This is a genomic window from Arthrobacter echini, assembly GCF_008107445.1.
In the GTDB taxonomy this organism is placed as follows: Bacteria; Actinomycetota; Actinomycetes; order Actinomycetales; family Micrococcaceae; genus Arthrobacter_D; species Arthrobacter_D echini_A.
Genome location: NZ_VSLD01000003.1, coordinates 274744 through 287505, shown reverse-complemented (window position 1 = coordinate 287505; position 12762 = coordinate 274744). Strand labels below are relative to the sequence as shown.

Here is a 12762-nt window from a genome sequence, read left to right as displayed (position 1 = left end):
GGCTCCACGTGCGGTGTGCAACTCGAACGCAGGTGAGCACGTAATGGTCTGTCCAATCGCTCTTCCAGTTGGTTGCGCTAGCATTGCCGTCGATGCGGCGAGGCCCCCTGGCCGCTCTTGACCCTAGGGGCATCCATGCGACCGGCATCTCCTCACGTGCGAAACCTGAGGGATGACCGCGATCTAACCGCAGCAAGTCCACGTGGCCTCCGTCCGGATATTCAGGGCCTGCGCGCAGTGGCGGTCATCGTGGTGGTTCTGGACCACTTGCTAGGGTGGCCGAGCGGCGGCTTCATCGGCGTGGATATCTTCTTCGTCATCTCGGGCTTCCTCATTACGGGGCTACTTCTCCGGGAATACGAAAAGACGGGTGGTATCTCGTTCGCCAATTTCTACCGCAGACGCGTCAAGCGCATCCTTCCGGCCTCGACCGCTGCCATCGTGGTAACACTGGTCGGAGCTTTCCTGATCTTCGGCGGCTCCCGCTTCGTCGAGACGGTAAAAGACGGCGCAGCAGCAGCGTTGTTCGGCGCGAACTGGCGCTTTGCGGCGGCGGGAACGGACTACTTCACCGCGAACGGTCCTGTGTCTCCTCTGCAGCATTTCTGGTCGCTGTCGGTCGAGGAGCAGTTCTACTTCGCGTGGCCGGCGGTGATGCTGCTTGTCCTGACGCTCATTGTCAGGCAGGGCGGGGAACCGCGGCATGCCAGATTGATCGCCGGACTGGCCATTGGGTTGATATCGCTCGCCTCCCTGACATGGGCGGCATGGGAGACCCAGACGCTGCCCACTCGCGCCTATTTCTCGACATTGTCCCGCACCTGGGAGCTGGGCGCGGGAGCAACGCTGGCGTTCGCAGCCCCCCTGTGCTCCAAGCTCCGTGCCCGCTTCAGGCCCGGCTTAGCGTGGCTCGGCCTGATCGCCATGGTCGCGGGGCTGTTCCTCATCGATTCGTCATCTGCCTTCCCCGCCCCGTGGGCCCTCCTGCCCGTGGCGGGTACGGTGCTGGTCATCCTCGCCGGTACGGGGACGGACCGCCACAGCTTCCTCTTCCCGCTCACTAATCCGATGAGCGTCTACCTGGGGAACATCTCTTACTCCCTCTACTTGTGGCATTTCCCCGTGATTATCCTCGCCGGGACCGTCTTCGTGGGTAGGACGCCCTTCTTCTACCTCGGCTGCGCTCTGGCAATGCTCCTTGCTGCGGTCTACTCGTACCACCTGATCGAGGACCCGGTGCGGAAGTCGTCATGGCTCACCAGGCCGGGCGGCCGGCCCGCGCGGGGTGTGCGCGCGCACAGGACCGAAGTGAGGAGGGCTGGAGTCGCTGCTGGTGTTACCCTCCTTCTTGCCGCCGCGGCACTCCCCTTCGTTCCAGCCCAGGCGAAAACCATCACCTTGACGGGAACGTTCCCCGAGGACGTCTCGGCGGAGACCTCCTCGCTGCAGGAGCAGATTAGGGAAGCCCTCGGCAGCAGCGAGTGGCCCGACCTCGAGCCGAGTATCGACGCCGCTATGAAAGGCGAAGAGGCTCCGGAGGAAGTCACGGCGTGCGGGGGTATCGGACCTATCGCGGTGAAGGACTGCACATGGGGAGATCCGCGAGCGACGCGCCGTGCGGTCGTCGTAGGAGATTCCATCGCCATGACGTGGGTATCGCCCCTGAGGGAAGCTCTGGGCTCCGACGAGAGCTGGGAGGTCACCAGCCTGGGAACGTTCGGTTGCACCTTCACGGACCTCCTCATCGAGAATCCGGAACCAGAAGTGGTCGATGCCTGTGAGGAACGAAAGTCGCAGGCCGTCGATGCCATTAACGACCTGGAGCCGGATCTAGTCTTCGTTGCCAACACCTACGAGCCGAGGTTCCCTGCGGGGTGGAACGAAGCAATGACCCCCGAGGAGTGGCAGGAAAGCACCAAGACGATCGTCTCGCGCTTCAACGCCGCCGTCGGCAGGGTGGTCTTTCTTGCACCGCCCCCCTTATCCGCCGACATCGCCGAATGCTACTCGAAGATCGCCGAGCCCTCATTTTGCGCAGGCACGATCGACCCGGACTGGAGAACGATGCAGATCGCAGAGCAGGAGCTCACCGAGAACATCGACGCCTACTTCGTGAACCCGGAATTGTGGTTCTGCGCTGAGGACTGGTGCCCCAGCTTCGTCGGAACAACCCCGACCAAGCGTGATCTGGTTCATATGACGCCGTCCTACCAAAGGAAGATCGCACCGGCACTCCGCGCCGAACTCATCGACCAGGGCATCGTCGACTTATGAGCATCCCGCAATACTTCCGGGTAGGACCCGCTACACAAATGAGTATTTGCTTACCTACGAAGGGTAGAACCTACTCGTGATAGGGCCCGCAAGCCGCCGTAGTGTCAGAGACGGTACGTCGCGACTTCGTGCTGGTTTCACGGCACGACACACATAAGGAGCAGTTCTTGGGGATCGAAACGAATCTCGCCCATGCCCGCGTCCCGATCAAAAAACATGAGGATCCCACAAAGAACGAGGGGAGAGCGGGCGCGGACCGACGCCGGCTCCGTTCCGCCGTAGATCTCGAAGTCATCATCCCCGCATACAACGAAGCTTCCCGGATTCCGGGAACGCTCGCAGCGACCATCGACTTCCTCGAGTCGCAGACATGGTCCTCCCGCATCGTCGTGGTCGACAACGGAAGCGTCGATGACACCAGTGCCGTCGTTCGGAGAATCGCCCGCCAAACCAGCTCGGTAGGAGTGTCCCTGATCGGGTGTGCGCAGCCGGGTAAGGGCGCAGCAGTCCGCCGCGGTCTGCTCAGCAGCCGATCCCGCTTCACCGGCTTCCTCGATGCGGACCTCGCTACTCCTGTCGCAACGCTGGAAACGGCGATGCCGTTGCTCGAGGGCGGGGCCTCGGCCGTTATCGCGTCGCGTCATGCACCCGGCGCCGAATTCGTCCAGCCACAACAGCTCGGGCGCCGTCTGGGCGGCGGCGCCTTTCGTTTGATGACGCGCCGGATGGTGCAGGGCATTGTCGACACCCAGTGCGGCTTCAAGTTTTTCGAGCTCGAAGCCGTGAAGCGCGCGCTCGTCGAGTGCCGCACGACGGGCTTCGCCTTCGACGTTGAGCTGCTGCATCGTGTGCAGAACCACGGCGGTCGGATTGTCGAGGTCCCGGTCGCTTGGACGGACGGATCGGCCTCCACTTTCAGGCCTGTGCGCGACGGCATCGCAAGCTTCCACTCCGTTCTGAAAATGGCGAGGTTCTCCTGATGACCACGACGAATTCCGCACCGGTAGAGCGCCTGACGGGGAAGAATCTGCTCGTCCTCAACTGGCGTGACATCCGGCACCCCCAGTCGGGAGGCGCCGAGCAGTACATGCATCAGATCGCCGTTCGCTGGGTGAAGGCCGGGGCAACGGTCACCTGGTTCACCAGTCGTGGAGTGGCCCAGTCCGCGCATGAGGTCATTGACGGCATCACGGTGATCCGATCCGGAGGTGCGCTGGGTCTGTACCCGCGTGCCGCAGCTTGGATGCTCGCCAGCGGGAAGAAGTTCGACGGCGTCATCGACTGCCAGAACGGCATCCCCTTCTTCTCCCCCGTGTTCCTGCCCCGCTCCATGCCGATCGTGCAGGTGGTGCATCACGTCCATCAGGACCAGTTCGCCACCCGTTTCGGGCGCCCGCTCGCGGCGATCGGTCGCTTCCTCGAGAAGGACGTCGCGCGGTTCGTCTACGGAAACCGTTCCATCGCCGCCGTCTCCCCCTCGACCCGCCTTGAGCTGCGCCGCCGCCTCGGCTACACCGGCCCGATCTTCGTGGTTCCCAATGGGACGGTAGAGCTTCCCGAGAACGTCGGACCCCGCGACCCCGATCCCACCATCGCAGTCGTGAGCCGCCTGGTACCCCATAAACGGATAGACCTGCTGCTGGGCCAGATCGCGGTGGTCGTCGAATCGATCCCGAACCTCCGCGTCGACATCGTCGGTGACGGCCCCGAAAAGGATCGGCTCCAGGGCATCGCCGCGGACCTCAATCTCATGAGTCATGTCACCTTTCACGGGTATCAGCCGAACGAGGTCCGCGACGCGCTCCTGAGCCGTGCATGGATCACCGCCTCGACGTCGGCCGCCGAAGGCTGGGGATGTTCCGTCATCGAGGCGAACGCCTGGGGTATTCCCTGCATCGCCCTGCGGGTGCCAGGCATCCGAGATTCGGTGGTTGACGGAGAAACTGGGTGGCTTGTTGATGAAGCGCGTGACTTCGGCCGCACACTTATCAAGGCGCTCGAGGAGGTCAGTGATCACGCCACGGCGGAGAGCACCACGAAAGCTTGCCGTGTCTGGGCCGCCCGCTTCACGTGGGATCGCAGCGCTGCCCTCCTAGCGGGAGTGCTCGTCGAGGAGACCGGTGCCACGGGTGCATCGAAGACTCAACGACGGCGGGCCCGTTCCGACATGTCCTCCCTGGCCCTCTTCTCCACTCCGCCGAAATTCAACCCATCTGTCTCGCTGCGCGCCACGGACGAAGCGATCGAGGTCGACGGACGAACCTCGGTGCTACTCAACGGCTGCGACGAGACTGACGCTATGGGGATGCTGCGCCGCCTCGGGGTGTTCGAAGCAGACGTGCGGTTGGCGGACCGGGACGGGATTCTCGCCGGTCCTTCCGGCGCGCCGCACGCTGATCATGAGCTTGCCGGCCTCGACGATCCCTCCCGGGGCCGCCCCATATGACGGCTTCGGTTGTCCCTGCACAGGGAGTCGAAGGACAATCAGTAGAGCGCCCGCTGACCAGATCGGCGGCCTCCGAGGTAGCCCACAGCAGCGGGCTGCTGTCCATCTCTGCTGGCGTGGTGGGGGTCGTCAGTTATGCATCCACGCTGCTGATGGCAAATGCCCTGAGTTCCCAGGACTACAGCAACTTGGCCGGCGCACAGATGCTTCTCAACATCGTAGGAATCGTGGCCTCCGCCCTGGTTCCCCTGCCCCTCTCGCATGCCGTGGCGACGTATGCACCAAATTCCCAGGGTCGTCGCGACGGCATGGCTTTCGCGCTGATGGTCTCGCTGATCGCAGGAATGACCGCAGCCTGCGTCACCGGCGTCGTCGTCTCGGCCTTTGGCTCGTCGGTCCTCGCGATGGCCGCAGCGCTGACGGCCTTCATCCTTTTCCTGGTCGCGGCTCCCCTGGGCTGGATGCAGGGTGAAATGAGCTTTATTCGGTACGCCGGCGTCTCGATCGCGGAAGTTCTGGTGCGCCTCGGTTTCAGCGTCCTCGTCGTAATCCTGGCATTGGGAGCAACGGGAGCGATTCTCGGGTTCGCCCTGGGGGCCCTGATGATCCTCGTGGTCCCGCGCTCGTTCTACCGAGACCTCTCCTGGCGGCCTGCCATCATCAAGGACCGGTGGCGCTGGGCGGAGACCGGCGACATTGCCCTGACCCTGTGCATCGTCACGGCCCTCACCGGCGCCGACGTGGTGGTGATGTCCTTCCTTGACGGTGGTACCGACGCCGCAGCAGGTTTCCAGGCGCTATCGACGATTGCCAAAGGACCAATCTACGTGGCCGCTGGCACCGTGCTCGTCGCGTTCCCGCTCCTGCGCAGAGCCGGAGCGGACCGGCGCGTCATCCTCGTATCGGCACTCCGGTCCTTCGGCCTCCTAGCGATCGCCGCTGCCGCCGTCATTGCGACGGTCCCGGCGTCGCTAGTGGAATTTTTCCTCCCCGACAAATACCACGCTTCGATCAGCCTTCTTCCGTGGCTGGCCGCTGCCGGCCTGGGGTACGCCGTCCTGACGGTCCTCGCCACTATCCTGCTCGCCTTGCGTGCGTACCGTCGGTGCCAGTTGGGCCTGATCGCAGCAGCACTGTTCCTTCCCGCCGGAATGGCGGCTGGTTGGCACCTCGACGGCGTCGAGGGCGTCGCTGTCGGTACCGCCGTTGCTTCCCTGGCATCGGCAATGACGCTGACGCTCGTCGCTTTCCCACTGCTTCCGCCCACCACCGGGCGCCTGGCGCTCCAGGGTCTGCTCGGTGGCGGCGCGCTGACGCTTCTCTTCCTCCTGGCTGGTTTCCAGCCACTTATTTGGATCTTGGTGGTGCTCATGACAGGTGCCGGTATCCTGACCGGCCAACGGCGCTTAGACACGACCGGTCCCGAGGAGCTCCGGGAGCAGGGCGAACGGCCGGCCGCTCGCCGCTTCAGGCGGCCGCAGGGTTCGCAGTTGATCCGCAGCGGTCTCGTCGGATTCATAATCGTGGTCGGCGTGGCTTTCGGGGTCCGGGCCATCGGGCTCACCCGTGGATTCGAGCTGTGGGTGGACGAGATGCTGTACGCACAGCTCGGCTACTCGGTAAGCCTCGGGCAGCTCCCGAACCTGCCGGATGGCCCCTTTATGCTCCACCCGCCGGGATACTTCCTGGTTGAGGGCGCCGTTATCAGCGTCTTCGGCATCTCCGGGGACCACGTCGACCTTGTGCTGCACCTGAGGTGGCTCAACGCGGTCATCGGCGCCGCGACCGTCGGCCTCGCGTTCCTCCTCGTCCGCAAGATCGCCAACACCCCTGCAGCCTGGGCTGCGGCCGCGGTCCTGATACTGGAGCCCTTCGTGCTCCGCAACAACAGCCGCGTGTTCCTCGAGACCCTCGGCATGGCCGCCATGGTGGGAGGCCTGCTGGTCCTCGTCACCCTGATGCTCAACCCTACGGCCCGGTACCGTACAGCGCGCCTCATTGCCGGAGGGCTGCTGATGGGATACGCGGTCCTCACCAAGGACGTGTACGTCCTCGGAGCCGTCCTCCCCGTGATCGCCGCTGCCCTGTGGCGGGAAACGTTGCAGGTCCGAGAGTCACTCACGGTCGTCGCACTCTCGGCTGTGCCATACACGATCTACCTGTGCGTCCTAGGCTTCAACGGCTTGATGGGCACCTGGATCTGGGCGAAGACCAGCGGGGTTCGCCGCATGATCGGTCTGGAGCAGAGTACGGGCTTCAATGCCGAAGGCGCACCGAGCCTGCTCAGCCGGGTAATCGACCAGGTTGGCCAATTCGGCTCCTCCTACCTGCTCCTGGCGCTCACGCCGATCACCGGACTGGTGCTTTGCTTCAGCAGGCACGCCGTCCGGCGCCTGCTGGGCCTCACCGCTCTGGCCTTCGGAGCATTCGGCCTCTACAGCGCCGCTTTCGGCACGCTCGAGGAGCAGTACGGCTATCCCGTCCTGTTCGCAGGCGTCCTCAGCCTGGCGGTATCCACCGTGGACCTGCTCGAGCGGCGGCAGAGTATGCGAAAACCCGTCGTTGTGTTCGCCGTCGTCTTCACCGCTCTGACGGCCGTCTTCGGGGTGCGCGCCCTGGTCACAGTGGACAACGGGTTCGTCCAGGCTCGCGACTGGGTGGCACAAAATCTGCCGACGGACGCCCGGGTCAGCGTCTCCAACAGCACCGGTGAACTGGCGTTCGAGGGTGACGATCGTTTCGGCGTATGGCCTTCAGCTCCCCTCATGGAAGCGAACGGAGCCAATTACATCCTCACGCAGGACCATCCCACATCCATGGGCTATGGGTACGCCCAGCCCGCCATGCTGGAGTGGCTGGAGGAAAATGCTGTTGCCGCGTTCTCGACGAATGGCCCCACGAACGGCATCACCGCCATCTGGCAGGTCGACGACGAAACCTTACGCGAAGGCGCTGCTGAGAACATCGGCTTCCCTTCGGCAACCTACGAGACGGAGCGCTAGGGAGTGGCTGAACTGCAATCCGGGTCACGGGCGGCACGACGGCGGCTTGCCGTTGCGAGCGTGCTGGTCGCGGGCCTGGTCATCGTAGGCACCACAACCCTGGTCATGCGGCAGGGCGTGGAGGAGAACGCAGCGACCGGTGGCGACGTCCAGTACGGGGTCCTTGCCTCGCAGTGCGATCCGCTCCGCTCGCGTCAACTCACTCAGGCCGGTGTCGACGTCGCCCACGTGGACCTTCGCTGGGACCTGTACCACCCCGAGTCCGATGCCGCCGATCCCACCTACACGCAGCAGGTCTTCTCGATGCTCGAGGTGTGCCGGGACGCAGGGCTCGACGTCATTGTCGGCCTGGGCACGCAGTATGCGCCCGAGTGGGTCCGTGAATTACCCGATGGTAGGTTCGTCGACCAGACAGGAACGCCAAGCGAGGCAGACGCACCGAATCTGATGTACAGCAGCGATGTCCGCGGTGCGTTCGAGCGGTATACGTCCGAGGTGATCCAGCTCCTGCCCGAGGGCAGCGTCTCGGCGATCCGCTTGGGGACCAGCGAAGCAGGTGAGCTTGGCTTCCCGGCGGAGGCCCTGGACAGCAGGTCGGGGAGGAACAGCTTCTGGGCCTACAACGACGCGGCGCAGACCGGCGACGGACTTCCCGAGGGCATGACTCCGTCACCCCTGCCCGGCTGGGAACCGGGCACCGATGAGTGGTCAGGCGGTAGCGTCACCGAGGACGACGTCGATGCCTGGTTCTCGTGGTACTCCGACTCCGTGGTCCGAACGGTCGCCTGGCAGATCACGTTGCTTCGTGACCTCGGCTTCGAGGGCGAGTTCCATCTTCCGTTCGCCGGCCGGGGCACGCTCCCCGCTGACCGTGAGGCAGCTGTCGCGGCCCTCCTGGACGGAACCGCTGACAGGGATGCGAGCCTCGAGCGCGGGCTCTACTACCCCACGCAACTCCATGCCATCAGGGAGGCGACGCCGGATGCCGTGGTGGTCGCGGACATCACAGGCCTCGGCGACGCGACCGCCGTGCGGGCCCGGGAAGCATCACCACGCGCTGATACGTGCGAAGATTCAGATGTCGACCTGTCGCTCGAGGACACTCCGGAGGTGGCCGACTGGTCAGCCTCGCGATGGACCATCGCGCTTGCACGGGAAGCAGGCTATCCCGTCATGGGTGAGAACCCCGGTCCGCCCTCCAACCCCGGTACGGGAAGCGACTCCGATTCCGATTCCCTGCCGGAACAACTGCGCTTCGCGACCCAGTATGCAGAGGACTGCAAGCTGCGGACTTTCCTCTTCGCCTTCGAGGACAACCTCTTCGAGACGGGCACCGCGGTACCCCTATCCCTGTATGCCCACACGATCCGCGACCAGGAAGGCCGACAATCGTGAGCCACCCGATCCAGCCGGCTACGACCGACGTCCCCAACGAGCCCCTCGCACCACGCCTGCCGACCGTTCGCGTCCTGCATCTCGGCTTCGAGGATCCCCTCATGCCCGGCGCCGGTGGAGGATCGGTGCGTACCCACCAGATCAACCGCCGCCTGGCCGCCTCGGGATTCGAGGTCACGGTGCTCACCACCACTTACCCAGGCGCCACCGCCCGCACCCAGGACGGCGTCCGCTACATTCCGCTCGGCTTCGGTGTGGGTAAGAACCGACTCACTCGACTCCTCGGCTACATCGCACGCCTGCCCGGCGAAGCCCGACGGCGGCGCCAAGATGCCGATCTGGTGGTGGAGGACTTCTTCGCACCGTTCTCCTCGATGTCCGCACCACGCTGGACCGGCAGGCCCACCATCGGGATGGTGCAGTGGTTGCACGCCAGCGATAAGGCTAGGCAGTACAAGCTGCCTCTGCACTGGCTCGAGCGTTTCGGCGTCCGGTCCCATACGCGGCTGATCGCGGTCTCCCGGGGCACAGCGGACAAGGTGGCCTCACTGAATCCCTCCGCTGTCGTGGAGGTGATCGGTAACGGGATAGAGCAGGAGGCCCTGGACGGCGTGCCCGAGGTGGGCCGAAATGTCCTGTTCGTGGGGCGGCTCGAGCTGCACCTCAAGGGATTAGACCTGCTGCTCGCGGCGTGGGCAACGGCGCAGCCGAGCATCGGCGACAAGCTCGTCATCGCGGGCACCGGTCCAGACGAAGAGAAGATCGGGCGGCTCATCGGATCACTTGGGCTCGCTGACTCCGTGGAGCTGGTGGGCTGGGTATCAGGCCAGGCAAAACTTGACCTCATGCGGTCGGCGCGCCTCGTCGTCGTGCCGTCGCGCCATGAGACCTTCGGTCTGGTCGCAATCGAAGCGCTGGCGAGCGGCACGCCCGTGATCATCTTCGACATTCCTAGCCTGCGCGAGGTCGTTCCCGAGGGGTGCGGCTGGAAGGTACCAGCCTTCAACGCTAGAGCCCTCGCCTACGAACTGATGCGGCGTTATCCGGCTGAAGCCGTCCTGGAGCAGGCTGGGCGCCAGGGTCGCGAGTTCGCCCGCCAGTTCGATTGGGACCGGCAGGCGGACCGCCAGGGCGCCGTCTACCGTGATGCCGTGCACGCGAACGCGTACGCGACATCGTGATTCGCCGCGCGCGCCGCTTTCACCTTTCTTCACTTCCCGAGAGGTCTATACCGTGATATCGAGCCTTCCGCGTCTGAAGCGATCCCTGCAGGGAAACAACTCCTGGATGGTTTTGTCCCCCCACCTCGACGACGCCGTGCTGTCTTGCGGTGCACTGCTGAAGGACGCCGCGAGGACAAGGGATATTACCGTGGCCACGATCTTCACCGAACCAGCGGATCCTCCGCACACCCGGGCTGGGCGGACGTTCGTGAACCAGTGCTCCTCCCCTGATGCCAACACCCTCTTCGAGGAGCGCAAGCTGGAGGACCGTGAGGTCCTGGAGGAGCTGGGCGTGCGTTACCTGCACTTGGGGGTGGAGGATGCGCTGTTCAGGCAACGGCGTGCGGTACCGGGGCACCGGCTCCTCAAGAAGCTTCTGCCCGAACTCGTCTACCGCTACCCGACCTATCGGTTCGATATCGCACTGGGCCGCGTCTCGCGCGGTGACCACGCCCTGATCGACACCCTACGCGCGCGTGTGGACGACCTACTACAACAGACGAATGCGGATCTGCTGTTCTGTCCCCTCGGCATTGGGCGCCATGTCGACCACGTGATCACCCGCCTGATCGGCACCTCCTTCCCTGACCGTGTGGTCTACTACGCAGATTTCCCCTACAGTCTCTCGTTCCCCGTGGACGAGGCGTTCATCAGGAAGCACCAGCTGCAGGGTGCCGGTTGGGACCATAAGCTCGCCACCAAGGAGTCAATGATCAGGGGCTACACCACCCAGGCGGACGCCCTCTTCCCCGACGGCACCATCCCCGCGGTGCCGGAAATGTACTACGCCCCCATGTCCTAGGGCGCAGGGCATCAGCAGGAAAGAAAATCAGCAGGAAGGCCTCTGCCCATCGATCCAATTTCCGGCACCGGCGGTCACGTTGAAGGACCCGCTACGGCAAGCGGTATTTCCCGCGAGGACTATCTGGCTTATCGCACCGAAGAAATCGACGGACCGGCCCGCATTGTCCTGGAACACGTTATCCCGGACCTCGACGTTCTTCACGGGTCCTCGTCCCCCGTAATACCCGGTGATCAGACCGTTGGGTGATCCCCAAAACCGGTTCCCTTTGATTGTCAGGTTGTAGGCACCGGCCGCACCCACGGCAATCTGCATCGCAGATCCGTGACGCCCTCCGCGTACCTTGTTGTTCAAGTAGGCCACGTCATGCACCGGTTCACCAATGCTGTGTGCCACGAGGCCGTCATCGCCGTCCGAGCCCGATCCCTGGTCCACTGTGTTGCCCTGCACCACGCCTACGCTGGAATCGAAGATGTGGATGCCATCGAGCTGGTTGTACTTGCCGCTGGTGGAAACGGACGTGAAGTTGTTGCGGACACAGAAATTGGTGCTGGCCACGACGGCGATGGAGTAGGTGAAGGGGTTGGCCGTGGTGACACGCTGCACCACAGCGTTGTCGGTGTACCGGACGTCGATCAGGTACTCGTTCAGGCGATAGGGAGTATTGCCATTGAGGGTGTCACCACTCTGATCGGCGACCAAGTCCGAGATGGTCACCTTCGTGGAACCGTTGGTGGTGATCAGCGGATGTCCTCCGAAAGGACCTCGGTTCTTGAGGAACAGCGGCCCCGCCTTCACCCTGGTGGACTTACCTGCTCCCTTGAGGGCCACTCCGCTGCGGAGGACGAGTGGCCGCGAGACCATGTACGTGCCCGCGGCAAGCTGAACCACTCCGCCGCTCCGGCGTGAGGCAGCATCGATGGCCTTCTGGATCACGGCGGCGGAATCCGTTCTCGCACCAGCCTTCGGCGCTGGAACATGCTGCACTACTGTGGCCGTACTGCCAGTGGCTGTGCAACCGATCGTCCTACTCCCGTCTAAAGCTACTGAAGTTTGCGCATGCACGGGGCCCGCACCGAGACTTGAGATGAGTATGAGACCAACAACATATGAGACCGAACGCTTCATGGACCCGAGCCTAGAGCTGGTCGGGGTGATCAGGACTGTGCCGCGGCAAGTCCACTGAAACCCTGCGCAATCCTTTCGGATATTCTCACGGTAACTACAACAGCGGCTTCGTACCCGCGAAGTTGCGTCCGCATTTCGAGCCGAGTGTCCGTTGAAACTAGCCACGTTTCATTTATGCCATATGGCCTTCGGCAGTACTTATGATCTCGAGCGGCCGGAGTGTGGGGGGTTCGTAGGATGCATTTTCCAATAGACGCCCGGTGTGCCGCACAGACGCTGCGGCGTGAGATGAGGGTCGGCGGCGGCTGGGGACGAAGTTCTGGTCTCAGGAGAACTCCTACGCCGCCGACCCAGTTTGTGGGTCGAGCAGGGCGTCCTCGATGGACACCCCCTCAACACGATCAACGTTAGGCCCGCCGTTCTGACACGGCACGAGTAGTCGGGACGCGACTTTCCGGTCGGGGTACTCGGACGGCGGGGCCGGAGTACCTG

At 64.0% G+C, this 12762-nt stretch carries 8 protein-coding genes; 7 read left to right on the top strand and 1 reads right to left on the bottom strand.

Annotated features, from left to right (window positions below; translation table 11 throughout):
* Positions 1 to 135 precede the first annotated feature (135 nt).
* From FQ377_RS08325 to FQ377_RS08295, 7 genes are all read left to right on the top strand, one after another.
* Positions 136 to 2274, top strand: a complete 2139-nt coding sequence (locus tag FQ377_RS08325; protein ID WP_148600777.1) for an acyltransferase family protein — start codon at positions 136 to 138, stop codon at positions 2272 to 2274.
* A 167-nt stretch (positions 2275 to 2441) separates the two neighbouring features.
* Positions 2442 to 3254: a glycosyltransferase gene (locus FQ377_RS08320; RefSeq protein ID WP_262364350.1), complete on the top strand. Its 813-nt coding sequence runs from the start codon at positions 2442 to 2444 to the stop codon at positions 3252 to 3254.
* A complete protein-coding gene (locus FQ377_RS08315) occupies positions 3254 to 4720 on the top strand; it encodes a glycosyltransferase family 4 protein (RefSeq protein WP_148600776.1) in 1467 nt (488 codons plus the stop codon). The genes FQ377_RS08320 and FQ377_RS08315 overlap by 1 nt, the downstream gene beginning before the upstream one ends.
* A 152-nt stretch (positions 4721 to 4872) precedes the next feature.
* Entirely contained in the window at positions 4873 to 7722 is a 2850-nt protein-coding gene (locus tag FQ377_RS08310) for an MATE family efflux transporter (protein ID WP_148600775.1), read from the top strand.
* A 3-nt stretch (positions 7723 to 7725) separates the two neighbouring features.
* Positions 7726 to 9117, top strand: a complete 1392-nt coding sequence (locus FQ377_RS08305) for a hypothetical protein (protein WP_148600774.1) — start codon at positions 7726 to 7728, stop codon at positions 9115 to 9117.
* Positions 9114 to 10298, top strand: coding sequence for a glycosyltransferase family 4 protein (locus tag FQ377_RS08300; protein WP_262364349.1), 1185 nt, complete (start codon positions 9114 to 9116; stop codon positions 10296 to 10298). Before FQ377_RS08305 ends, FQ377_RS08300 begins: the two co-directional genes overlap by 4 nt.
* A 106-nt stretch (positions 10299 to 10404) precedes the next feature.
* The gene (locus tag FQ377_RS08295) at positions 10405 to 11142 is read left to right on the top strand and encodes a PIG-L deacetylase family protein (RefSeq protein ID WP_262364348.1); all 738 of its coding nucleotides are present in this window, start codon (positions 10405 to 10407) and stop codon (positions 11140 to 11142) included.
* A gap of 27 nt (positions 11143 to 11169) precedes the next feature.
* Here FQ377_RS08295 and FQ377_RS08290 read toward each other — a convergent pair whose 3' ends face one another.
* Positions 11170 to 12270 carry a right-handed parallel beta-helix repeat-containing protein gene (locus FQ377_RS08290; protein WP_148600773.1) on the bottom strand — a complete coding sequence of 367 codons (1101 nt, stop codon included), beginning with the start codon at positions 12268 to 12270 and terminating at the stop codon, positions 11170 to 11172.
* Positions 12271 to 12762: the final 492 nt, after the last annotated feature.

Coding starts and splice junctions, on each gene's coding strand:
- FQ377_RS08325 (WP_148600777.1), top strand. CDS start 136: ATGCGACCGGCATCTCCTCACGTGCGAAACCTGAGGGATGACCGCGAT.
- FQ377_RS08315 (WP_148600776.1), top strand. CDS start 3,254: ATGACCACGACGAATTCCGCACCGGTAGAGCGCCTGACGGGGAAGAAT.
- FQ377_RS08310 (WP_148600775.1), top strand. CDS start 4,873: ATGGCAAATGCCCTGAGTTCCCAGGACTACAGCAACTTGGCCGGCGCA.
- FQ377_RS08290 (WP_148600773.1), bottom strand. CDS start 12,270: ATGAAGCGTTCGGTCTCATATGTTGTTGGTCTCATACTCATCTCAAGT.
- FQ377_RS08295 (WP_262364348.1), top strand. CDS start 10,405: ATGGTTTTGTCCCCCCACCTCGACGACGCCGTGCTGTCTTGCGGTGCA.